This window comes from Erwinia sp. (assembly GCF_049696395.1).
GTDB lineage: Bacteria > Pseudomonadota > Gammaproteobacteria > Enterobacterales > Enterobacteriaceae > Erwinia.
On sequence record NZ_JBAVTT010000022.1, the window covers coordinates 20,033 to 42,913 of the forward strand.

Annotated in this window: 20 protein-coding genes; 6 read left to right on the plus strand and 14 right to left on the minus strand. The window is 53.6% G+C overall.

Translation table 11 applies throughout. The features are described 5' to 3' along the window. Window position 1: 1 nt before the first annotated feature. The 4 genes from ypfJ to dapA all read right to left on the minus strand — a co-directional run bounded on the left by ypfJ (window position 2) and on the right by dapA (window position 3,818). Entirely contained in the window at window positions 2–874 is an 873-nt protein-coding gene (ypfJ, locus tag WCC56_RS03035; RefSeq protein WP_424690965.1) for a KPN_02809 family neutral zinc metallopeptidase, read from the minus strand. Window positions 875–1,046: 172 nt separating this feature from the next. Continuing rightward, window positions 1,047–1,760, minus strand: coding sequence for a phosphoribosylaminoimidazolesuccinocarboxamide synthase (gene purC / locus WCC56_RS03040; RefSeq protein ID WP_424690966.1), 714 nt, complete (start codon window positions 1,758–1,760; stop codon window positions 1,047–1,049). A 129-nt stretch (window positions 1,761–1,889) separates the two neighbouring features. After that, window positions 1,890–2,924, minus strand: coding sequence for an outer membrane protein assembly factor BamC (gene bamC / locus WCC56_RS03045; protein WP_424690967.1), 1,035 nt, complete (start codon window positions 2,922–2,924; stop codon window positions 1,890–1,892). 15 nt (window positions 2,925–2,939) lie between these two features. Beyond that, the gene (gene dapA, locus WCC56_RS03050) at window positions 2,940–3,818 is read right to left on the minus strand and encodes a 4-hydroxy-tetrahydrodipicolinate synthase (protein ID WP_424690968.1); all 879 of its coding nucleotides are present in this window, start codon (window positions 3,816–3,818) and stop codon (window positions 2,940–2,942) included. Window positions 3,819–3,976: 158 nt separating this feature from the next. Here dapA and WCC56_RS03055 point away from each other — a divergent pair, with 158 nt between their 5' ends. Together WCC56_RS03055 and bcp are read left to right on the plus strand one after the other, a co-directional pair. After that, complete coding sequence (locus tag WCC56_RS03055) at window positions 3,977–4,570, plus strand: glycine cleavage system transcriptional repressor (RefSeq protein ID WP_424690969.1); 594 nt, start codon at window positions 3,977–3,979, stop codon at window positions 4,568–4,570. Further along, window positions 4,548–5,015: a thioredoxin-dependent thiol peroxidase gene (gene bcp, locus WCC56_RS03060; protein ID WP_424690970.1), complete on the plus strand. Its 468-nt coding sequence runs from the start codon at window positions 4,548–4,550 to the stop codon at window positions 5,013–5,015. Before WCC56_RS03055 ends, bcp begins: the two co-directional genes overlap by 23 nt. A 118-nt stretch (window positions 5,016–5,133) precedes the next feature. On the opposite strand, the gene WCC56_RS03065 is transcribed toward bcp, so the two are convergent. The 4 genes from WCC56_RS03065 to WCC56_RS03080 form a co-directional block, all read right to left on the minus strand. Further along, on the minus strand, window positions 5,134–6,207 hold the full coding sequence (locus WCC56_RS03065; protein ID WP_424690971.1) for an AI-2E family transporter: 1,074 nt from the start codon (window positions 6,205–6,207) through the stop codon (window positions 5,134–5,136). 102 nt (window positions 6,208–6,309) lie between these two features. Further along, the gene (locus WCC56_RS03070) at window positions 6,310–7,917 is read right to left on the minus strand and encodes a sensor domain-containing diguanylate cyclase (RefSeq protein WP_424690972.1); all 1,608 of its coding nucleotides are present in this window, start codon (window positions 7,915–7,917) and stop codon (window positions 6,310–6,312) included. Window positions 7,918–8,125: 208 nt separating this feature from the next. Continuing rightward, window positions 8,126–8,278 carry a hypothetical protein gene (locus tag WCC56_RS03075; protein ID WP_424690973.1) on the minus strand — a complete coding sequence of 51 codons (153 nt, stop codon included), beginning with the start codon at window positions 8,276–8,278 and terminating at the stop codon, window positions 8,126–8,128. Between the two features lie 151 nt (window positions 8,279–8,429). Then, window positions 8,430–9,035, minus strand: a complete 606-nt coding sequence (locus WCC56_RS03080; RefSeq protein WP_424690974.1) for a DsrE family protein — start codon at window positions 9,033–9,035, stop codon at window positions 8,430–8,432. A gap of 822 nt (window positions 9,036–9,857) precedes the next feature. Here WCC56_RS03080 and WCC56_RS03085 point away from each other — a divergent pair. Then, window positions 9,858–11,318 (plus strand): M48 family metalloprotease, encoded by a 1,461-nt coding sequence (locus WCC56_RS03085; protein ID WP_424690975.1) that lies wholly within the window; start codon window positions 9,858–9,860, stop codon window positions 11,316–11,318. Window positions 11,319–11,354: 36 nt separating this feature from the next. On the opposite strand, the gene hda is transcribed toward WCC56_RS03085, so the two are convergent. From hda to upp, 3 genes are all read right to left on the minus strand, one after another. Next, window positions 11,355–12,056: a DnaA inactivator Hda gene (hda, locus tag WCC56_RS03090; RefSeq protein WP_306213096.1), complete on the minus strand. Its 702-nt coding sequence runs from the start codon at window positions 12,054–12,056 to the stop codon at window positions 11,355–11,357. Window positions 12,057–12,142: 86 nt separating this feature from the next. Beyond that, on the minus strand, window positions 12,143–13,426 hold the full coding sequence (gene uraA, locus WCC56_RS03095; protein WP_424690976.1) for a uracil permease: 1,284 nt from the start codon (window positions 13,424–13,426) through the stop codon (window positions 12,143–12,145). Window positions 13,427–13,493: 67 nt separating this feature from the next. Continuing rightward, window positions 13,494–14,120 (minus strand): uracil phosphoribosyltransferase, encoded by a 627-nt coding sequence (upp, locus tag WCC56_RS03100; RefSeq protein WP_424690977.1) that lies wholly within the window; start codon window positions 14,118–14,120, stop codon window positions 13,494–13,496. Between the two features lie 243 nt (window positions 14,121–14,363). Here upp and purM point away from each other — a divergent pair, with 243 nt between their 5' ends. After that, on the plus strand, window positions 14,364–15,404 hold the full coding sequence (gene purM, locus WCC56_RS03105; RefSeq protein WP_424690978.1) for a phosphoribosylformylglycinamidine cyclo-ligase: 1,041 nt from the start codon (window positions 14,364–14,366) through the stop codon (window positions 15,402–15,404). After that, window positions 15,401–16,039 (plus strand): phosphoribosylglycinamide formyltransferase, encoded by a 639-nt coding sequence (gene purN, locus WCC56_RS03110; RefSeq protein ID WP_424690979.1) that lies wholly within the window; start codon window positions 15,401–15,403, stop codon window positions 16,037–16,039. Before purM ends, purN begins: the two co-directional genes overlap by 4 nt. A 55-nt stretch (window positions 16,040–16,094) precedes the next feature. On the opposite strand, the gene pstB is transcribed toward purN, so the two are convergent. From pstB to WCC56_RS03125, 3 genes are read right to left on the minus strand one after another with little or no spacing between them, the layout of a single operon-like run. Continuing rightward, window positions 16,095–16,868 (minus strand): phosphate ABC transporter ATP-binding protein PstB, encoded by a 774-nt coding sequence (pstB, locus tag WCC56_RS03115; protein ID WP_424690980.1) that lies wholly within the window; start codon window positions 16,866–16,868, stop codon window positions 16,095–16,097. 13 nt (window positions 16,869–16,881) lie between these two features. After that, the gene (pstA, locus tag WCC56_RS03120) at window positions 16,882–18,528 is read right to left on the minus strand and encodes a phosphate ABC transporter permease PstA (protein ID WP_424690981.1); all 1,647 of its coding nucleotides are present in this window, start codon (window positions 18,526–18,528) and stop codon (window positions 16,882–16,884) included. Further along, window positions 18,525–20,660: an ABC transporter permease subunit gene (locus WCC56_RS03125; protein WP_424690982.1), complete on the minus strand. Its 2,136-nt coding sequence runs from the start codon at window positions 20,658–20,660 to the stop codon at window positions 18,525–18,527. The genes pstA and WCC56_RS03125 overlap by 4 nt, the downstream gene beginning before the upstream one ends. Before the next feature lie 157 nt (window positions 20,661–20,817). Here WCC56_RS03125 and ppk1 point away from each other — a divergent pair, with 157 nt between their 5' ends. Next, window positions 20,818–22,878 (plus strand): polyphosphate kinase 1, encoded by a 2,061-nt coding sequence (ppk1, locus tag WCC56_RS03130; protein WP_424690983.1) that lies wholly within the window; start codon window positions 20,818–20,820, stop codon window positions 22,876–22,878. Window positions 22,879–22,881 lie beyond the last annotated feature (3 nt).

The window sequence follows — 22,881 nt, forward strand, 5'->3', positions numbered from 1 at the left end:
TTCAGCGACTAAACGTATCGCACTGACCCGGATTACCACTATCAAAGCCTTTTTTAAACCAGCTGTAACGCTGCTCTGACGTCCCGTGAGTAAAGCTGTCGGGTACGACCCTACCCTGACCGCGCTGTTGCAGACGATCGTCGCCGATCGCTTCAGCAGCATTCAACGCTTCCTGCAAATCGCCGGGTTCAAGCACGTTTTGCTTTTGCATGTAGTAGCCCCACACGCCCGCAAAACAGTCTGCCTGCAGTTCCATTTTCACCGAAAGCTGGTTGGCCTGAGTCTGGCTGGCACCCTGCTGCATCTGACGCACTTTTTGCTCAATGCCCAGCAGTTTCTGCACGTGATGGCCGACTTCATGCGCAATAACATACCCTTGCGCAAAATCACCGTCTGCCCCAAGTTTGCTTTTCATCTCATCGTAAAACGACAGGTCAATGTACACCGTGGAATCAGCCGGACAGTAGAAAGGCCCCATGACTGACTGACCAGTGCCACAGCCGGTGCGGGTTGCCCCGCGATACATCACCAGTTTTGGCTGTGTGTAGGTTTTGCCCATTTTCTGGAAAAGCTGTTGCCAGGTATCTTCCGTCGTCGCCAGGATCACTGAGGTAAATTTCGCGGCCTCGTCCTGCTGTGGCTTGATGCTGCTTTGACGTTGCGGAGCAGGTTGAGAAACGCTGGTGCTTTCTCCCGTCAATAAAGGACTAAGGTCATAGCCATAGTAACTGGCTACCACCACGACAATCAGCAGAATTATCCCGCCCTTACCTCGAGGAATGCGCATTCTTCCCGCCCCCATTGAGGGTGACGAGCCAGAATCATCACGGCGATCGTCCACATTATCGCTCTCACGGCGCCCTTGCCAACGCATACATTACCTCTCGTTATCATCATTCCACGGCTGTAACAGTGATTTTAGACGTGTGTCTCTGCTAACACCAGCTAAGTGGGTATAACGGGAGAAGTTGACTGGATCAGACGAGGAAAAAACGGTCACTGGGGGAAAAAATAAAAGCTGCGGCAGAGTGCCGCAGCCAGAAAACTTAGTCGAGCTTCACACCCAGACGGGTAGCCACTTCTTCATAAGCTTCGATCAGGCCGCCCAGGCTCTGGCGGTAACGGTCTTTGTCCATCTTGTTCAGTGTTTCTTTGTCCCACAGACGTGCGCCATCCGGAGAGAACTCATCACCCAGCACCACTTCGCCGTTGAACAGGCCAAACTCCAGCTTGAAGTCCACCAGAATCAGTCCGGCGTCAGAGAACAATTTGCTCAGCACGTCGTTAGCTTTATAGGTCAGCTCACGCATGCGGGCCAGATTCTCTTTGTTCACCCAACCAAAGGTTTCGCAGTAAGATTCGTTCACCATCGGGTCGTGTTTCGCATCGTCCTTCAGGAACAGGTCAAACAGCGGTGGGTTGAGGATCATTCCCTCTTCCACGCCCAGACGCTTCACCAGCGAGCCAGCGGCACGGTTACGCATCACGCACTCTACCGGCACCATATCCAGCTTTTTGACCAGCGCTTCGTTATCAGACAGCAGCGCTTCCATCTGCGTCGGGATACCGGCTTCCTGCAGTTTAGTCATGATGAAATAATTAAACTTATTGTTAATCATTCCTTTGCGATCAAACTGTTCGATACGTTCACCGTCCAGTGCTGACGTATCGTTACGGAATTCGAGTACCAACAGATCCGGATTTTCGGTGCTGTAAACGGTTTTCGCTTTGCCGCGATACAACTCAGCTTGCTTTTGCATCTTCTTAAACTCCAAAAATAGAACGGGAAAAATGGGGCTGTAACTAGTTTATTCTCTGTGGCGAAAAAATCGAAGCAATCGTTTACGTACAGAGGAATAAAAAAGGCCGGAAAGTCCGGCCTTAAGGTATTACTTGCTGAAGGCAGCGTTGAATACGGCAACCAGCGCATCGTTCTGCGACTGGGTCAGCGTATGGCCTTTTGGATCGAGGAACTGCAGGCTACTGCGGTTATCCAGATCGCCGACCTGCAGCTTATAATCGCCGTTGGTCAGACCTGGGTCTTTCGCGCCTAACTGGTCCCACTCATCACTGTCCAGAGCTTTGTAGGTCACGTTCAGGCTACCCTGAGAGCGGTTAGTATCTGTTACTTTCCAGCCGGCACGTTGCAGTGCTGCTGGCAGACGATCCCAGACGGTATTGAACGGGGCACGGACAATCAGATCCGGCAGGCCGGTATCATCTGCGCCACTCTGCACGTCAATCTGCGTGGAAGTGCGCTTGGCAGCCGCGTTTTCACGTGAGGTTTCGTTTTTATCCAGGCTGTTGCTCAATTCGTTCAGCATCTGCGCGGTGTAGCGCTGAAGCTGAACAGGAGAGTTCACGCCTTTATCTTCCTGCTGCAGTTCCAGCAGTTTGACAGACAGCGCCTGCTGATAACCCTGCTGCTGCACGCTGATCTGGTAGCGGCCACGATACTGATGGTCTTCATCAGCACGGTTCCACTGCACCCAATCAGTGGTCAGCGTCTGGTTAGCATCGTTGCGGCTGGCAATCGGGTAATTCTTCGCCTGCACAACGTCAACAACCTGCGGCCACAGTGAACCGGTACGCGCGTTGTCCAGTAACAGCACGCCTGAATTACCGGCAAACTGGGTACGGGTTCCGTTCATCAAGGCCAGTGGCTGAGCCGGTGGACGAATGTCCAGCTGCTTACCAATGGCGCCAGTGCTGCTGGCGGATGGGATCTCAAAATCGCCATTCTGCAACGGCATTACCATCCCTGCCGGTGCGTGCAGATCGCTTACATCAGCCGCTTTCAGATAAGATTCATCGCCGCTGACCTGGCGCTTGTAGCGCTGATCGCTGGAACATGCTGCCAGCAGCATCACTAAAGAAAGCCCTACCACTTTTGCTACCGTGGACTTTTGTACTGAATAAGCCATTAAAACTCCCTAAATTTACAGCAGACCTGCGCTTTTCAGTGCCTGCTCAACAACCGGACGACCGGCATCAGTCATCGGCGTCATCGGCAGACGCAGCGTGTCGGTTGCAATTAATCCTAACTGCTTAGCAGCCCATTTAACCGGGACAGGATTAGGCTCAATGAATAGCTTCTGATGCAGGTGCATCAGGCGCTGATTAAGGCGACGTGCTTCGGCAAAGTTGCCCTGGCTGGCCAGTTTGCACAATTCTACCATTTCACGCGCGGCAATATTTGCCGTAACAGAGATTACGCCCTGTCCGCCAAGCTGCATGAAGTCGAGGGAAGTGGCATCGTCGCCACTGACCAGAATGAAATCTTCATCAACCAGCTCTTGGATCTGACTTACCCGCGATAAGTTCCCGGTAGCCTCTTTAATTCCGATAATATTTTGTATTTTCGCCAGGCGACCGACCGTTTCTGGCAGCATATCGCAGCCCGTGCGCGACGGGACGTTATACAACATCTGCGGCAGATCGGTGCTTTCTGCAATGGCTTTGAAGTGCTGATACAGCCCTTCCTGAGTGGGACGATTGTAGTATGGGGTCACGGTCAGGCAGCCGACCACACCGCTTTTTTCAAAGCGTTTGGTCAGGGCAATCCCTTCAGCGGTGGCGTTAGCGCCGGTTCCGGCAATCACCGGAATGCGGCCGTCGGCCAGCTCCAGCGTCATCATCACCACATCACCATGTTCGTCATGGCTTAATGTGGCGGATTCACCGGTGGTCCCTACTGAGACAATTGCCGCGGTTCCGCTGGCAACATGATAATCAATCAGTTTTTTCAAACTCGCACGGCAGACAAACCCTTTGTCATCCATCGGCGTGACGAGTGCAACAATACTTCCCGTGAACATTAGCCATCCCCTCCACAAACAAGTCCTTCATGGTACGGTTTACGGTACTCTAAAAGCAAGCAGACAAGGCCCCCAGGCCACTTGGCATAGGGTATTTTTTATGTTTACCTTAGAGTTATCACAATTGCTAATCATCATGACGGACAGGAAGCATCATTTTGCCGCAGTCACAGCAACATCATCTGGTTATCACCGCACTGGGGGTTGACCGCCCGGGGATTGTTAACACCATCACCCGCCACGTCAGCAGCTGCGGTTGCAACATTGAAGATAGCCGTCTGGCCATGCTGGGTGAGGAATTCAGCTTTATCATGCTGCTTTCCGGCAGTTGGAACGCGATTACGTTGATTGAGTCAACGCTGCCATTAAAGGGCGCGGAACTGGAATTGCTGATCGTGATGAAACGCACCACCTTCTGCGAACGTCCGCCCATGCCCGCCACTGTCTGGGTTCAGGTGGAAGTCAAGGATTCGCCACACATCATTGAGCGCTTCACCGATCTGTTTGATTCCCATCAAATGAATATCGCCGAACTGGTGTCACGCACCCAGCCCGCGCAAGAAAATCAGCCGCCTTTACTCTATATTCAAATTACCGCTCACAGCCCGGCCAGCCAGGATGCCTCATTTATTGAGCAGGCCTTCAACAGGCTATGTACAGAACTGCAGGCGCAAGGCACTATTAACGTCGTCCAGTATCCACAGCATGAAGAAAAAAGGGAGAGTAGTGATGAATCCACTGAAAGCCGGTGATAACGCACCGAAATTTAGCTTGCCCGATCAGGATGGCGAACAAGTAAATTTAACCGACTTCCAGGGACAGCGCGTTCTGGTGTATTTCTACCCGAAAGCGATGACGCCAGGCTGCACCGTGCAAGCATGCGGTCTGCGTGACAGCATGGATGAGCTGAAAAAAGCCGGTGTTGATGTGTTAGGGATCAGCACCGATAAGCCGGAGAAACTGTCGCGATTTGTTGAGAAAGAGCTGCTGAACTTTACGCTGCTTTCCGATGAAGACCATCAGGTTTGTGAGCAGTTTGGCATCTGGGGTGAGAAGACGTTTATGGGCAAAACCTATGACGGCATCCACCGAGTCAGCTTCCTGATTGGCACTGATGGCAAGGTTGAGCATGTGTTTGATGACTTCAAAACAGCGACTCACCACGACATCGTGATGGACTACCTGAAAACAGCCTGATCGTCTGGTCAGTCGGTTAAAAATAAAAAAAGGGCAGAAGAGAATGCACCTTAATTGCCGGATTATCTCCGATTATTAAGGCACAGCAACGCTTCTGCCCTTTTCTTCTGCATCGACTTTATCTGAGTTTTTTCTGCTCTACGTTCAGCTCATCAGGCCAGGCATGAACCACCGCTTTGATCAGCGTGGCCAGTGGAATGGCGAAGAACACCCCCCAGAACCCCCACAGTCCGCCAAAGATCACCACAGAAAGGATAATCACCAGCGGATGCAGATTGACGGCTTCTGAGAACAGCACCGGCACCAGAATATTGCCATCCAGCCCCTGAATAATCAGATAGACGATAATCATCGTCCAGAAGTCGCCGCCCAGGCCCCATTGCGCCAGGCCAACGCCGATAACCGGAATGGTCACCGCCAGTGCGCCAACATAAGGGATTAAGACCGAGAACCCAACCAGCACCGCCAGCAGCAGCGCATAGTTCATGCCGATAGCCAGGAAGCCGATCCAGGTAGCAATCCCAACCACCACCATCTCCAGCACTTTGCCGCGAATATAGTTGGAGACCTGCTGGTTCATCTCTTCCCACACCTGACCAGCCAGGCCACGGTTGCGAGGCAGAACACGGCTGATTGCGCTCAGCATCTGATCTTTATCTTTCAGCAGGAAGAACACCATCAGCGGCACCAGCACCAGATAAATAGCCAGCGTCATGATCCCCACCAGCGAAGCCAGTGAGTACTTCACCAGCTGGTCGCCCATCCCGCTCAGTCGGCTGCGCAGGTTTTCGATCACGATATCCACGATGCCCACGTCCATCAGCGTCGGGAAGCGCTCCGGCAAGCGGGTCGCATACTGATAAAGACTGTTGAGCATGGTCGGCAGCTCGTGAGCCAGATTGATGCCCTGTTGCCAGGCAACGGGGGCAACCACCAGCACTAACACCAGCAATAAAGAGGCGAAAATAATTAAAATGATCGCTGTTGCCCAGGTACGTGAACAGCCCAGTCGTTCAAGACGAACGGTCGGCCACTCCAGCAGATAAGCCACCACTAAAGCCACCAGCAGCGGTGCCAGCAGGCCATTAAAGAAGAAAAGAATACAGAAGGCGGCGATCAGGATGGCCAGCAAGGCGATAGCCTGGGGATCGCTGAAGCGGCGGCGATACCACTGAATTAAAAGGTCGAGCATGGAGAACGTCCTTGCGTACTAAGGGGGAAACAGTCTACCTGAAGGGTGAGGCGCTGTCGCGTGACTGTCCGGCCTGACTGGTGCCAGGCCGGACAGAAAGGGTTAGCGGCTATGCTGCTGAGGGTGCAACTCAAGCTGAGGTTCTGGCTGGCAGGTCACCACGCGGTTACGTCCGGCATTCTTCGCCTGATACAGCGCATCATCCGCCTGTTTGAACGCCTGCTCCATCGAGACTTCATCAGGTGACCAGAACGCCACGCCAATCGAGATCGAAATGTGCCCAACGGTTGGCAGCTCCAGCAGCTCAATCTTTCTTCTGACGCGCTCGGCGATAGCCAACGCTATCTCACGCTCGGCGCCAGGCATGATCATCAGGAACTCTTCCCCGCCGTTACGGCAAACCACGTCGGTCTGTCGGGAGCTTTTACTCAGCTGATCCGCCACGCTTTTAATCACGTTATCGCCGACGTCATGGCCCCAGGTATCATTCACCTTTTTGAAGTGATCGATATCTACCGCCAACACGGCGAAAGGCTGACGGGTAGCCAGGAAATATTCCAGCACCGCATTCAGACCACGGCGGTTGAGCAGTTCGGTCATCGGATCGGTCTGCACTTCAAACTTCAGTCGACCAATTTTATCCTGCAACAGGCCAATCCCGGCCAGCATCGCACGCTTAATCTGTGACGATTCATAATACCAGGAACGAATACCGTTGATCTCTTTCGACACGCCCGGCGCATCCATCTGGCTGGCCTTACGCGCCAGTTGCCAAAGTGGCAGAGCAATCAGACGGGCCAGGATCCACGCGCAGATCAGCGTCAGCAGTGCAAAAGGCACTGAGTGTTGCAGCACCTTCAATAACAGGCTGTTCAGCGGTTCCAGGGTGGTTTGCGTCGGTTTCATCGCTACAATCATCCAGCCCGGAGTGGAAACCATCGCGTAACCCGCCAGCATCGGTTCGCCGCTGGCTTTGGGGATCTGCTGATAACCATTGCTGTTCTTCTTTCTGACTTCATCCTCGATCAGCGGGGCAATTTTTTGTCCGATAAGCTTGCCGTTCTGGTGATAAAGCACGCGGTTATCACTATCAACGACATAAAGAGAGGAGCCATCGCGGTAGAACTGCTCGCCGAGCAACTCGTTCAGAATGCTTTTTTTCTTCAGGTAGATCGTGCCGCCAACGAAGCCCAGATAGCTGCCGGTTTTTGACCAAACCGGCCAGGAGACAAACACCATCAGGTTATTAGCAGCCGAAAGGCTCGGTTTGCCGATCAGCGGTTTACGCTCAGTCAGCGCCTGAGTGGTGGTACTGGTGGTCAGGTGCATGCCTTTCAGCATCAATGACTCCGGCGAAATGGCTTTCACCCAGCCCTTAGCATCCACAATCACCACCGAGTTAAAGCTGTTGGTCTGCTCGCGCAGGCGATCGACCTCGCTTTGCAACGCCGCATCGTTATCCATACCGTCGCCCAGCACCTTGGCGCTAAACGCCAGCTGTGACTGTGCCAGCTGAAAAAACATTTCAGTCGTGGAGGCCAGTTTAGTGGCGTAAACGCGGTTAGATTCAAGCGTATTGGTGATCAGCACCTCACGCTGTACACGCCAGGTGGCGTACAGGGAGTTGGCCAGAGTAATCACGATGCTGGCCACGGCTAATAACGTAATGAGCGTGCGCAAGTCCGTTTTGGGGCGACTCAGCCTCAACATGGACTCACCTCGGTGAGACGTTTCATAATATAGCGCCTTATTATTTTTTGTGCGCGTTTGTATAAGTGCGTGTTGTGCCCTGGTGAAGCACCGGCTAATTGTACACCTCTCGTTCGTTTTGGGAATATTCTGACGTCCTTAATACCAATAATAATTTGGTTTAATCGTTAAGTCCGTTGGCATCATAAAACGGGTAAGGGCCGTCAAACTAATCTACCACGCCCTGGTGCGTGATCGCACCCTGTTCAGGTATCCAGCGATGCAGTAAATACCCGGTTGTCTCCAGGCAAAAATTGGCCGGGCATTTCCAGCACGGCAGCAGGCTGAAGACCAGCAGCGTGCGGGAGGATTGGGTGCGCAACTGGCGGGCAAGTTAGCCACGATTTATGACAGAAAAAGGATCGCAGCAGGTGACTGGCTGACTCTTTCGGTGGCGGGGAAAACGGCAAAGCGTAATGAATTGAGCGCGGTTCTGCGGGCCACTGGCCCGCGTCATAGCCGGCACTACAGAATCACATAGCGAGGAAGGCGTAGCCCTGATTCTCCAGGGTGGCAACCGTGGTTGGGCTGGACAGCGCGTGCGTCACTGTTTTATCAATCCACTCATTCTGGAAATGATGGAAGGCGACAGATTGATCGCAAACCGAGACATCAACGCCCTTAGCTCGCAGTTGGCCGATCAGCTTGAGGTTGGGATTATCCATACCAAACATTTTTTTATACTGTTCGTTATTTAACATCGCTGGCGTGCCATCACCGGTGACGGAAACCACAAACTTCAGCTGTTCAACCGGTACGCCAGAAGCGACATACAAATTCACTACGCGGGCGACACGTTCAAGGCCGAGATTAGGATCCCTGGGACCATTTTCCGCTTTGGTAATCTGGAAAACGATTTTATTGCTGTCACCCACAGCCGGTTTATAAGCCACATCTGATTCGTAATGCATTTTACCGTAGCCCTCAATCGTAGGGCTCGACCAGAAACCCGCAGGTTCAGCAGCTGGACTGCCAAAACGGGCGCTAATTTTATCGGCAATATCCGGGGCCTTTGAAAAACTGGCTCCGACAAATCCGGCCACAACAGCAATGACTAAATAGGATACTACTGGACGCATAGGAGGCTCTCCGCAACAGGGCAACGAGTCAGATGGCTCACGGATAAAAGGCTGTAGGATCTCGCCAACTGCGGCGACAACAGGATCTATACCATAGCTTTGTCAGATTGTTCCCTGGCGAAAAAGGCATAAAGGGGTAATTAATTCATCAGTGAAATTATTAACATTCCGCACTGTTCAAATTAAGTTTAATATTATACATAACAACAAGTTAAAAGCAGACCCAGCATTTAACACAACGATAAAGTAGAGGTTGTATTTTAGTGATCTGTTTAATAGTAATAATTTTAATTTAAGTCAAATTATTCATGGTACTGGATTGCAGATAATAAATTAATGCGTGGTACTGGGTATTATTTATTAACCTCCAAATCCAGCAATAATATTAATATTCACTCTGTCACGCTTTCACCCTTTACCGGGTGCTTTTAGGACTAAACCTAATCAAATTTCATGCCACCATCAGAATTATTGAATAAATTTACCTAACTTTAAACAAAAAAAATCGTCATCTTAGCCGCTACGCTTTTTTAAAATGTGACAAAGGACGCAAAAAAAGCCGTTATATCAGCCGCCGTCCAGATTCTTCCCCCGCTAAAAGAACAGCAGAAATCACCGTTATTCAGCATGAGACAGTCAATTTTTTACGGCAATTTTGGACTTTTTGCAGAAAATCATTCAGTAACCGGCTGTTGCAACCGTTTCCTTCCCCTCAACATATGATTATTATACCCTGCGAAAAGGGCAACGATTGCCAGCAGCAGACAGAACATTTGCTCACACTGCCGGTCGAAAGTAGACGTCATCAGAATGGGATCCCGCATGATCAGTAGATTGAAGCAGTGTGCTCTTGCCTCACTCATCTTTTCTCTTACGGCCGCTTCACTGCCGTTAAAAGCCGATGTCAGCGATAATCTGCCGGATATTGGCACCACGGCAGGCAATACCTTGTCTATCGGCCAGGAACTGCAGATGGGCGACTTCTATGTCCGCCAACTGCGCGGCAGTGCGCCGTTGATCAACGATCCGCTGTTGAACGACTACATTAATCAGCTGGGTCAACGGCTGGTTGCTCATGCCTGGTCGGTTAAAACGCCCTTCCACTTCTTCCTTATTCGCAATGATGAGATCAACGCCTTCGCCTTCTTTGGCGGCAATGTTGTTCTGCACTCGGCTCTTTTCCGCTATACCGATAATGAAAGCCAGCTGGCCTCGGTGATGGCGCACGAAATCTCACACGTCACCCAACGTCACCTGGCCCGAGCGATGGAAGAACAGCAACGCAATGCCCCGCTCACCTGGGTGGGTGCACTGGGATCGATTCTGTTGGCAATGGCCAGCCCGCAGGCTGGGATGGCCGCATTAAGTGGCACGCTGGCTGGCGCGCAACAAGGGATCATCAGCTTTACTCAGCAAAATGAACAGGAAGCCGACCGCATTGGGATTCAGGTGTTGCAGCGCTCAGGGTTTGATCCGGAAGCGATGCCGAACTTCCTGCAGAAACTGGCCGATCAGTCGCGCTTCTCCTCCAAGCCACCGGAAATCCTGTTAACTCACCCCTTGCCGGATAGCCGCCTGTCGGATGCCCGTAACCGTGCTAATCAGATGAAACCGGTGGTTGTACAGTCCTCGCAGGACTATTACATGGCTAAAGTTCGCGCGCTGGGCATGTACTCTACGGGTCAGAATCAGCTGACTGATGATCTGCTGGATACGCTGAATAAAGGGAATACGCGAGAACAGGCTGCGGGACAATACGGCAAAGCGGTGCAGTTTTTACAGGCCAAAAGTTTCGCTAATGCCAAAAAAATTATCGCGCCTCTGCTGGCTAAGCAGCCGAATAACGTCTGGTATCTGGACATCATGAGCGATATTGATATCGGGTTGAACCAGCCGCAGCAGGCTATCTCTATGCTGCTGGCCGCGAAGGGGGTCAACGCAAGCGCGGTAGTCCAGCTAAACCTGGCGAACGCTTATGTTGAAGCGAAGCAACCCGCTGAAGCGAGCAAAATTCTCAATCGCTATACCTGGGCACACAAAGACGATCCTAACGGCTGGGATTTGCTGGCGCAGGCCAGTGCCGATCAGGGATTAACCGATGAAGAGGAAGCCGCCAGAGCGGAAAGTATGGCGCTGAATGGTCAGCTTGATCAGGCTATCAGAAGTTTGAGCAGCGCCAGTGCCTCCGTGCCGTTAGGCAGCCTGAAGCAGGCGAGATATGATGCGCGAATCGATCAGCTTCGCCAGTTGCAGCAACGCTTCAAGCCTTATATGAGATCCTGATCGCGCCGGGCTGAAAACAGAGTTCGGTACGGGGAATTACAGGCCTAGCGCTTCTTTCACAAAAGGAATGGTCAGCTTACGCTGGGCACTGATGGAAGCGCGGTCAAGCTTATCAAGCGTCACGAACAGCGTACGCATTTCACGATCCAGCCTTTTCAGCAGAAAACGGCCCACGTCTTCCGGTAACTCAAAACCACGCAGCCTTGCCCGCAGCTGCAGAGCCTGCAACTTGTCCTCATCCGATAACGGCTGAAGGCGATAAATCTGTCCCCAGTCCAGGCGTGACGCCAGATCGGCTAACTTGAGGTTTAACTGACGGGGAGGACGATCGGCGGTAATCAGTAAGCGGGTTCTGCCGGTTTCCAGAATGCGGTTGTAGAGGTCGAAGATCGCCATTTCCCAGGGTTCGTCCCCGGCAATGCATTCGATATTGTCGATGCAGATCAGCGGCAACTGCTCCATACCATCCAACACTTCCGGCACAAACCAGGTGCGCTTATCCAGCGGCACATAGCCAACGGCCTCGCCACGAGCGGAAAGTTCTGCGCAGGCGGCATGCAGCAAATGGCTGCGACCTCCCCCTTCACGCGACCAGAAATAAAAATAGCTGCCGTGCTCCTGTTGCAACGCACTTTGCAGCGCGGCAATCAGCGACGGGTTCTCCCCCGGCCAGAAGCTGGCGAAGGTTTCGTCATCGGGCAAATACAAGGGCAAAGAGAGCTGTGCCGGTGTGTTCAGAAGCACCTCAGTGTTGATCGGGCAAAATCCGGCTGGAGTTTATCACAACTTCCTTCCGTTAATAAACGCAGCCGGATCGCCCTGGCTTACAGGTGATCGCGATCCTGTGGATCGAGCACCTCTTCTTCAGGACGGATCAGGCTGATAGCCTTAAAGATCAGGCTCAGCAGGATGCCAATAATCGTGGCCAGCGCCATGCCTTTCAGTTCAGCAGCACCGATATGCACCGTAGCGCCGCTCACACCGATAATCAGGATTACGGAAGTCAGGATCAGGTTCTGTGCCTTGTTGTAATCCACTTTCGATTCAATCAGCACGCGAATACCTGAAGCGCCAATCACGCCGTACAACAGCAAGGACACGCCGCCCATCACCGGCACAGGAACGGCCTGGATCACCGCCGCCAGTTTACCGACGCAAGAGAGCAGAATAGCCAGAATAGCCGCGCCGCCAATCACCCAGGTGCTGTAGACGCGGGTGATTGCCATCACGCCAATGTTCTCACCGTACGTGGTGTTTGGCGTGGAGCCAAAGAAGCCGGAGATCACCGTTGAGATGCCGTTAGCAAACATCGAACGATGCAGGCCGGGATCTTTCAACAGATCCTTTTTCACGATATTGGCGGTAACCACCAGATGACCAACGTGCTCAGCAATCACCACCAGCGCCGCAGGCAGGATAGTTAACATTGCGTACCATTCGAAGCGCGGAGTGTAGAAGGTTGGCAGCGCAAACCAGTGCGCAGCTTCTACCGACGACCAGTCCACAATGCCCATCGCCGAGGAGAGCGCGTAGCCGGCAATCACGCCAATCAGAATCGGAATAATGGCCATAAAGCCCCGGAACAGCACCGAGCCAAAGACCGTCACACCCAGCGTTACCATCGAGATAATGAGGGTTTTGGTGTCGACGGAAGCGCCATCAGCAGGCAACAGCCCAGCCATTTTTGCCGCTACGCCAGCCAGTTCCAGGCCAATAACCGCCACAATCGCGCCCATCGCTGCTGGGGGGAACATCACGTCCAGCCACCCGGTGCCGGCCTTTTTGACAATCAACGCCACCAGGCAGAACAGCACGCCACAGAGAATAAAGCCGCCGAGCGCCACTTCATAACCCAGCGGCAACAGCAGTAAAACCGGGGAGATAAAGGCAAAGCTTGAGCCGAGATACGCCGGAATTTTGCCTTTACAGATAAACAGATAGAGCAAGGTGCCCACGCCGTTAAACAGCAATACCGTGGCTGGGTTGATATGGAAAAGGATAGGCACCAGCACGGTTGCGCCAAACATAGCGAACAAGTGCTGGAAGCTGAGCGGAATGGTTTGCAGCAGCGGTGGCCGCTCGCTAACGCCAATTGCACGACGTGTCATTGTAAACCCCTTTGTTTTACCCATTAAAAAGCCGACTCTGCGGTCGGCTTGTCTCGTTATTAACGGCTTATTTGGTGCCGAAGATCTTATCGCCTGCGTCACCAAGGCCCGGAATAATATACCCTTTCTCATTCAGTCCCTGATCGATGGACGCGGTGTACAGCTCAACATCCGGATGCGCTTTCTCCAGCGCAGCAATCCCTTCAGGAGCCGCCACCAGCACCAGCACTTTAATGCTGACGCAACCGGCCTTTTTCAGCAGGTCGATAGTGGCAATCATCGACCCGCCGGTCGCCAGCATTGGGTCTACCACCAGCGCCATGCGCTCTTCAATGTTGGAAACTAACTTCTGGAAATAAGGGACGGGTTCCAGCGTCTCTTCATCGCGGTAAACACCCACCACGCTGATGCGCGCGCTTGGCACGTGCTCAAGCACGCCTTCCATCATGCCCAGTCCCGCACGCAGGATTGGCACAACGGTGATTTTCTTGCCTTTAATCTGTTCGATTTCTACCGGACCGTTCCAGCCTTCAATGGTCACCTTTTCGGTGGCTAAATCGGAGGTGGCTTCATAAGTCAGCAGACTTCCCACTTCTGAGGCGAGTTCACGAAAACGTTTGGTGCTTACGTCATGCTCACGCATCAGTCCCAGTTTATGTTTGACCAGCGGGTGTTTGACTACCACGATCTTCATTGTTGTACTCCCGGAGTGTTAAGCTGCAAAAAAAAATCGCGAGATTATAGCGCCATTTACGCTCAGTGCTCTATGACTTAATGCAACTTTTGATTAAACCGCCCTCACCCGACAATAATTAGCTAAAATCCAGATATCCGCAACGCGTCAGAAGATGGCACTCGCAAACGTTTGCCTGCGCTGTTAGAATTGCCGCGCTTTATTTTCCATACCACCAACCGCAAACCGCGTGGGGATTTCGCAGTGACCGACAAAACCTCTCTCAGCTATAAAGACGCCGGCGTAGATATCGATGCTGGTAATGCTTTAGTCGATCGTATCAAAGGCGTAGTGAAAAAGACTCGTCGCCCGGAAGTGATGGGTGGACTGGGCGGTTTCGGTGCCCTTTGTGCGCTGCCGCAAAAATACCGTGAGCCAATCCTGGTTTCCGGCACTGACGGCGTCGGCACCAAGCTGCGTCTGGCGATGGACCTTAAACGCCACGATACTATCGGTATCGATCTGGTCGCGATGTGCGTGAATGATTTGGTGGTTCAGGGCGCCGAGCCGCTGTTCTTCCTGGATTACTATGCCACGGGCAAACTGGAAGTAGACACCGCAGCCAGCGTGATTACCGGCATTGCTGAAGGCTGCTCGCAGTCTGGCTGTGCACTGGTAGGCGGCGAAACCGCTGAAATGCCTGGCATGTACCACGGCGAAGATTATGACGTGGCAGGCTTCTGCGTCGGCGTCGTTGAAAAATCAGAAATTATCGATGGTAGCAAAGTTCAGGACGGCGACGTACTGATTGCCCTCGGCTCCAGCGGCCCGCACTCTAATGGCTATTCGCTGGTGCGTAAAATTCTGGAAGTCAGTAAAACCGACCCGGAAACGACTCAGCTGGAAGGCAAGTCGCTGGCCGACCATCTGCTGGAACCGACCCGCATCTACGTGAAAAACATCCTGAGCCTGATCGAACAGGTTGATGTTCACGCGATTGCTCACCTGACCGGTGGCGGCTTCTGGGAAAACATCCCACGCGTGCTGCCAGACAACACCCAGGCAGTCATCGAAGAGTCAAGCTGGCAGTGGCCTGCTGTCTTTGGCTGGATGCAGGAAGCGGGCAACGTCAGCCGCTTTGAGATGTACCGCACCTTTAACTGTGGCGTGGGCATGTTAATCGCCCTCAGTGCAGAAGAAGCCGACAAAGCGGTGCAGCTGATGACCGATGCAGGCGAAAAAGCCTGGAAAATCGGCGTAATCAAAGCCTCCGATTCCGAAGAGCGTGTGGTCATTAACGCATGAAACGGCTAGTCGTGCTGGTTTCCGGCCAGGGGAGTAATCTTCAGGCTATCCTGGATGCCTGCCAGCAAGGCCAGATCCACGGCAGCGTTGCTGCCGTATTCAGCAACAAGTCGGAAGCTTACGGCCTTACACGAGCGCGTGAAGCAGGTATTCCTGCCCACGCACTCGCGGCTTCCCAGTTTGCTGACCGTGAAGCCTTCGATCGCCAGCTGATGCTGGAAATCGATGCTTATGCCCCCGATTTAGTGGTGCTGGCCGGTTACATGCGGATCCTCAGCCCGACGTTCGTCCAGCACTATGCCGGACGCATGCTGAACATCCACCCTTCCCTGCTGCCGAAATATCCGGGTCTGCACACTCACCGTCAGGCTATTGAGAATGGCGATGAAGAGCACGGCACCTCGGTGCATTTCGTCACAGAGCAGTTGGACGGCGGTCCGGTAATCCTTCAGGCGAAGGTGCCGGTGTTTGCAGAAGACAGCGAAGAGGATGTCAACGCCCGCGTTCAGCATCAGGAACACGCTATTTATCCGTTGGTAGTAGGCTGGTTTGTCGATGGCAGACTGGCAATGCGGGAAGGTGCAGCCTGGCTGGACGGTGAGAAGCTGCCTGAAGAAGGGCATGCTGGCGACTAAGCGTTGACCGTGACTGCGTAGAAAGGGGGAGATCGCTGATCTCCCCCTTTTTTTATTAGCCGTAGCGACCGGTAATGTAATCTTCAGTCCGGCGCTGGCGCGGGGTGGTAAACAGCTCGTCAGTCTCGCCAAATTCCACCACGCTTCCCTGATGCATAAACGCGGTGAAATCAGACACCCTGGCGGCCTGCTGCATATTGTGGGTGACCAGAATCAGCGTGAAGTGCTGTTTCAGGCTGCTCATCAGCTCTTCAATGACCAGCGTCGAAATCGGGTCCAGCGCTGAAGTTGGCTCGTCCAGCAGCAGAATTTCCGGCTCAATCGCAATGGCTCTGGCAATCACCAGACGCTGCTGTTGCCCGCTCGAGAGCGTCAGCGCGTTCTGCCAGAGGTTATCCTTCACTTCGCCCCACAGCGCGGCGGCACGCAAAGCCCGCTCAACCGCCTCATCCAGTACGCGCCTGTCGCGAACACCTTGCAGCCTCAGGCCGTAGACGATGTTTTCATAAATAGTTTTAGGAAACGGATTTGGCCGCTGGAACACCATGCCGACTCTGCGGCGCAGCGAAGACAAGTCCTGACTGGCACCGAGGATCGACTGCTGATTCAGACGAATATCGCCCTCGGTCCGGCAGCCATCAATCAGTTCATTCATCCGGTTCATACTGCGCAGCAGCGTGGATTTTCCACAGCCGGAAGGGCCAATCAGCGCGGTGATACGATTTTTGGGAATGCGCAGGCTAATCTCTTTCAGCGCCTGCTTCTCGCCATACCACAGCGACAGGTTCTCCAGCTCAAGCGTGCTTTCCAGCTCATCAGGCTTCACCATGTTTCTCTCATAATCAGTTCATCAAAGCGCGATAGCGTTCCCGCAGGCGGTGCCGCAGCACCATCGCCAGCAGGTTCAGCGCGAGAATTATCGTTACCAGCAGTAAGGCCGTGGCAAAGACCAGCGGACGATCCGCCTGAGCATTCGGGCTCTGGAAAGCCAGATCGTAAATCTGGAAGCCAAGGTGCATAAACTTGCGATCCAGATGCAAATAAGGGAACACCGCATCGATCGGCAGTTCTGGCACCATTTTCACCACGCCAACCAGCATCAGCGGTGCAGTCTCTCCGGCTGCTCGGGCTACCGCCAGGATCAAACCGGTCAGCATAGCAGGAACCGCCAGCGGCAGGGTCACATGCCACAGCGTTTCCGCCTGAGTAGCGCCCAGTGCCAGCGAACCCTGGCGCAGTGAGTCAGGAATGCGTGACAGACCTTCTTCAGTGGCAACAATCACTACCGGCAGCGTTAACAGCGCCAGGGTCAGCGAAGCCCACAGCAAGCCTGGCGTGCCGAAGGTGGGATCCGGTAAGGCGTCAGTAAAGAACAGTTTGTCCAGGCTGCCGCCAATCAGCCAGACGAAAAAGCCCAGACCAAAAACACCGTAGACAATAGAAGGCACGCCAGCCAGATTCACCACCGCAATCCTGACCAGCCGGGTCATCAGGCCATTACCGGCATATTCATGCAGCCAGATTGCGGCAATCACCCCAAGAGGCATCACCACTATCGACATCAGCAGCACCATCAGTACGGTGCCAAATATCGCCGGGAACACGCCGCCTTCCCCCATGCTGTCGCCCTGCGTGCCGCTGACAAAGTGCCAGACCTGCCAGACAAACTGCAGCCATTTCTCGCCGTAGCTCATCGCATTTGGATACCAGGCGCTCAGGATTTCATTCATCACAATGCGATGCTGCTGCCCCTGCGCATCCCGCAGGATCAGCACCGTGCTGCTGCTTTCGCTGTTCAATGCCCTAAGCTGCTGCGCTTTCTGCATAAACTGGCGCTGAAGCTCAGCGCTGTCTGCCTGATGAATAGACTGTGCCTGAGCCGTGTACTGGTGCTGTTGCTGAAGATGGCGCTGTTGCTGGGCCAGCTGCTCCAGTTCGCTGTTCAGCTTAGCCATGCTCACCCGACGGATCTTTTCCGCCTGCGACATATGCTGCTGCGCCTGTTTTATCCGCTGCTGCAAAGTCCGCATCATATTGCGAGCCACCAGCGGCTGGCCATTCTCCAGCAGGCCGTCAAACCAGCCATAGGCCATGCCCCCGGAACGACGTTGCAGCGCAATCACGCCGGTGGGCTGCTCGCTGGAGACGATCTGGCTGCTTAAAATGCTTTGAAAATCTGAGGCGGCAAAGTCACGGTTGCCGGTTTTGATAAGGTAACGAGTCAGTTCTTCCGGCAGCCCTGCGGGCAAGACGCGACCACTTTCCTCAAGCTGCTGCCGGGAAACAGTCTGCGACTGCGCCACTTCCCCCAACATCTGCGTGGTGCCCACCTTTTGCTGCACCGTATAGAGCGTGACCGGATGCGGCCAGAAATACTTCACCCCCTGCCAGGCAAGCAGGGTTATCAGCAGAATAAAGGCCAGCAGGCTCACGGCAACCGCGCCCCCTGTCAGCCAGCGCCAACGGTGATTACTCATCACAACACTCATAGCGCGCCCTCATGCTGGCCATAACGCCTGCGCAGACGTTGGCGGATCACTTCAGCCAGCGTGTTCACCGTCAAGGTAAAGACCAACAGCACCAGCGCGCTCAGGAACAGAATACGGTAGTGACCGCTCCCGGCAGCAGCCTCTGGCATTTCAATCGCCACATTAGCGGCAAGGCTACGAACGCCCTGCAATAAACCGCCTTCAGTCACCGGCGTATTGCCCGTCGCCATCAACACAATCATGGTTTCACCCAGTGCACGGCCAAAGCCAATCATCAGGGCGGCGAAAATGCCGGAGGAAGCACCGGGCACCACCACGCGAGTGAGTGTTTGCCACTGCGTTGCCCCCAACGCCAGCGAGCCCTGGCCTAAAGAAGCCGGTACGCTGAACAGGGCATCTTCCGCCAGAGTGAAAATTAAAGGGACCAGCGCAAAGCCCATCGCTACACCAGCAATCAGCAGGTTACGCTGTTGATAACCGCCACTAAAACGATCAGCCAGTCCTTTGCCAAACAGGCTGTGCTCCAGCGCTGGCAGCAACCACAGGCAGAAGAAGCCGGTCAGGAGCAGCAGAGGCAGCAAAACCCAGATTTCGCGTCCTTCATCACACAGGCGACGACGCCAGCGCGGAGACAACTTCAGCGAGGCCCAACTGCACAGCAACAGCATGCCAGCCAACATCAGCGGCAATAACAGTACGCCGAGCAACCTGTCAGCCAGCTGCGGGGCAAGCCATAACCCGGCAATCAGGCCGATCACCACGCTTGGCAAGGCCCCCATCATCTCGATAGCTGGCTTCACCCAACGCCTTAACCCTGGCGCCATAAACCAGGCCGTATACATGGCTGCCGCCAACGCCAGCGGAGTAGCAAACAGCATCGCCAGTCCGGCGGCTTTCAACGTACCGACCACCATCGGCACCAGGCTGAACTTCCCCTGATACTCGTCGTTGGCCGAGGTGGACTGCCAGACATAATCAGGCGAAGGATAGTGTTCATACCAGACCTTCTGCCAGAGATTGCGCCAGCTGATATCGGGCCACGGATTATCAATTTTGTAGTGCTGCATCACGCCGGCATTTTCGACCAGCAAGCCGTCACCCTGCGGTGAAAAGGCAACGTTCTCCGCGCCAGAGTTAAGCTGGCGTGACAAAATTGCCCCTCTTTGCTTGCTGGCATACAGCTTGAGTTCTCCCGCAGGACTGAGGGTGGCAAAGACGCGACGATGCGCTTCACTGAACAGCAGCCCGCGATCTTCTGCCCCGGCAAACTGACGGATGGGCTGCAAATGCGGCCCGGTTTCGCTGGCGATATCAAACCACTGGGCAATCCCGTCGGCGTCTGACAAAAGCAAAGAACTGCCGCCGCTCAACAAAGCAATTCGCTTGGGTGCTGAAGTCAGGCTGCGTGTATCCCGCAGAACTGGCCCTTCCGCGGTTATCCGCCAGACACGTAAAATAGACCCGGAGACGCCAAACAGCAGTTTGCCATCCGGGGAGAGCAGCAGTTGAGTAACGTCCTGCACAGGCAGCGTGAACCTCACCACTGCACTGCCAACTGCATACTGCAACAGCGTGATCTGCTGTTGACTGCTTTGCGCAATCAGCCAGCGATCGTCAGCATGGGCAATGCTCATCACCGTTGCGCTTGGGTCGCTGCCGGCTAATGGCTTATCGCCCAGCGGGAACTTCCAGACAGGTTCTCTACCCGCTACCGTGAGTTGCGGCTGTACCAGCACCACTCCGCTGGCACTGCTAAGTAACACGCTGCCATTGTCGGCAGTGGTCACTGCACTGACCTGACCACGGGAAAGCGGAAAGGCCACTGAAGGCGGCTGGGCATCAAGAGGGATAAAGAAGCCCTGTCCCTGGCGGTCAATACGCCATGCCCACTTTTGTTGGGTATCCATACCCAGCGCCACCGCCGGTTCTGAGGCCGGGAGCTTGAGGGTATGTGCGCTCCCGAGGGTCGGGGAAGAGAACAGCGGCACCACAACCCACAGCAGCCAGACAAACAGCAACAGCATCACCAGCAGGATCGCCAGACCACAGACTCTGACGACGAGGCGAGTCAGCCGATCAATAAACTGACGGCGCTGGTCGTTAAACTGGGCGGGAATGGGGGTCGAACTCATGCGTTGATTGCTTTCCAGTGCGCTTAGAAGCCGCTATGTTGCCCGTATGTGGTTAATAAGACAATCATCAATGTCCGTTGGACTTTACTGCCATACTCTCGCCATAATGACCTGAGACAATGGCCGGTCAAGGGCAGGATCTTCAGACGGAGTAAAAATGGGTCAGGAAAAGCTGTATATAGAAAAAGAGTTGAGCTGGTTATCGTTCAACGAGCGCGTACTCCAGGAAGCGGCTGATAAAACCAACCCCCTGATTGAGCGTATGCGATTTTTAGGCATTTACTCCAATAACCTGGAGGAATTCTATAAAGTCCGCTTCGCCGACTTAAAACGCCGCATTCTGATTGGCGAAGAGCAAGGCATTCCTAATACTCCACGCCACTTACTGAAAAAAATTCAGGCGCGGGTGCTGAAGGCAGATCAGGAATTTGATGGCCTGTACAATGACTTACTGCTGGAGATGGCGCGTAATCAGATCTTCCTGATCAACGAACGCCAACTTTCACCGAATCAGCAAAGCTGGTTGCGCCACTATTTTAAACACCAGCTTCGCCAGCACATCACCCCGATTCTGGTGAATCACGACACCGATCTGATCGAGTTTCTGAAGGATGACTACACCTATCTGGCGGTTGAGATTATCCGTGGTGAGCAAATCAGCTATGCCTTGCTGGAAATCCCTTCAGACAAGGTTCCGCGCTTCGTTAACCTGCCGCCAGAAACGCCCCGCCGCCGCAAACCAATGATCCTGTTGGACAATATTTTGCGCTATTGCCTGGGCGATATTTTCCGTGGCTTCTTTGATTATGATGCGCTAAATGCCTACTCAATGAAGATGACGCGCGATGCCGAATACGACCTGGTAACAGAGATGGAGTCCAGCCTGCTGGAACTGATGTCCTCCAGCCTGAAGCAGCGTTTAACCGCCGAACCGGTGCGCTTCGTTTACCAGCGCGATATGCCGGACGCGATGGTGGAGATGCTGAGCAAAAAGCTGAACATCACCAACTACGACTCTATCGTACCAGGCGGTCGCTACCACAACTTCAAAGACTTCATCAGTTTCCCGAACGTTGGCAAGGCGAATCTGGTTAACAAACCGCTGCCGCAATTGCGTCATATCTGGTTTGATCGTTTCCGTAACGGCTTCGATGCCATCCGCAACCGCGATGTGCTGCTTTACTACCCTTACCACACCTTTGAACATGTGCTGGAACTGCTACGCCAGGCGTCATTTGACCCGGCGGTGTTAGCCATCAAAATCAACATTTACCGTGTAGCCAAGAACTCGCGCATTATCGATGCGATGATCCATGCGGCTTACAACGGCAAAAAAGTTACCGTGGTGGTGGAGCTGCAGGCGCGCTTTGATGAAGCAGCGAATATCCACTGGGCTAAGCGACTGACCGAAGCCGGTGTGCACGTGATTTTCTCGGCGCCTGGCCTGAAAATCCACGCCAAGCTGTTCCTTATCTCCCGCCGTGAAAACGGTGAGATTGCCCGTTATGCCCACATCGGCACCGGTAACTTCAACGAAAAAACCGCCCGTATTTATACCGACTATTCGTTGCTAACCGCTGATGCGCGTATCACTAACGAAGTGCGCCGGGTGTTTAACTTTATTGAAAACCCTTATCGTCCGGTTACCTTTGAGCACCTGATGGTGTCGCCACAGAACTCACGTAAGATGCTGTATCAGCTGATCGACAATGAGATTGCCAATGCCCAAAAAGGCATTCAGGCTGGCATCACGCTCAAAGTTAATAACCTGGTCGACAAAGGCCTGGTCGATCGGCTTTACACCGCCTCCAGCGTGGGCGTGAAGGTAGACCTGCTGATCCGTGGGATGTGCTCCCTCATACCCAATCTGGAAGGCATCAGTGAAAATATCCGCGTAATTAGTATTGTTGATCGCTACCTTGAGCACGATCGCGTCTATATTTTTGATAACGGCGGCGATAAAAAAGTCTATCTCTCCTCCGCTGACTGGATGACCCGCAATATCGATTACCGTATTGAAGTGGCTGTCGCCATTCTTGACCCTATTCTGAAACAGCGGGTGCTGGATATTATTGGCATCCTGTTAAGTGATACGCTAAAGGCGCGCTTCGTAGACAAAGAGTTGAGCAATAAGTATGTACCGCGCGGTAACCGCCGCAAAGTGCGCGCCCAGCTGGCTATTTACGATTACATTAAATCTCTGGAACAACCTGACTAACTC

Bases quoted from the DNA above. Each gene is read 5' to 3' on its own strand.
- ypfJ (WP_424690965.1), bottom strand. From the start codon at position 874: ATGCGTTGGCAAGGGCGCCGTGAGAGCGATAATGTGGACGATCGCCGT.
- purC (WP_424690966.1), bottom strand. From the start codon at position 1,760: ATGCAAAAGCAAGCTGAGTTGTATCGCGGCAAAGCGAAAACCGTTTAC.
- bamC (WP_424690967.1), bottom strand. From the start codon at position 2,924: ATGGCTTATTCAGTACAAAAGTCCACGGTAGCAAAAGTGGTAGGGCTT.
- dapA (WP_424690968.1), bottom strand. From the start codon at position 3,818: ATGTTCACGGGAAGTATTGTTGCACTCGTCACGCCGATGGATGACAAA.
- bcp (WP_424690970.1), top strand. From the start codon at position 4,548: ATGAATCCACTGAAAGCCGGTGATAACGCACCGAAATTTAGCTTGCCC.
- WCC56_RS03065 (WP_424690971.1), bottom strand. From the start codon at position 6,207: ATGCTCGACCTTTTAATTCAGTGGTATCGCCGCCGCTTCAGCGATCCC.
- WCC56_RS03070 (WP_424690972.1), bottom strand. From the start codon at position 7,917: ATGTTGAGGCTGAGTCGCCCCAAAACGGACTTGCGCACGCTCATTACG.
- WCC56_RS03080 (WP_424690974.1), bottom strand. From the start codon at position 9,035: ATGCGTCCAGTAGTATCCTATTTAGTCATTGCTGTTGTGGCCGGATTT.
- WCC56_RS03085 (WP_424690975.1), top strand. From the start codon at position 9,858: ATGATCAGTAGATTGAAGCAGTGTGCTCTTGCCTCACTCATCTTTTCT.
- uraA (WP_424690976.1), bottom strand. From the start codon at position 13,426: ATGACACGTCGTGCAATTGGCGTTAGCGAGCGGCCACCGCTGCTGCAA.
- upp (WP_424690977.1), bottom strand. From the start codon at position 14,120: ATGAAGATCGTGGTAGTCAAACACCCGCTGGTCAAACATAAACTGGGA.
- purN (WP_424690979.1), top strand. From the start codon at position 15,401: ATGAAACGGCTAGTCGTGCTGGTTTCCGGCCAGGGGAGTAATCTTCAG.
- pstB (WP_424690980.1), bottom strand. From the start codon at position 16,868: ATGGTGAAGCCTGATGAGCTGGAAAGCACGCTTGAGCTGGAGAACCTG.
- pstA (WP_424690981.1), bottom strand. From the start codon at position 18,528: ATGAGTGTTGTGATGAGTAATCACCGTTGGCGCTGGCTGACAGGGGGC.
- WCC56_RS03125 (WP_424690982.1), bottom strand. From the start codon at position 20,660: ATGAGTTCGACCCCCATTCCCGCCCAGTTTAACGACCAGCGCCGTCAG.
- ppk1 (WP_424690983.1), top strand. From the start codon at position 20,818: ATGGGTCAGGAAAAGCTGTATATAGAAAAAGAGTTGAGCTGGTTATCG.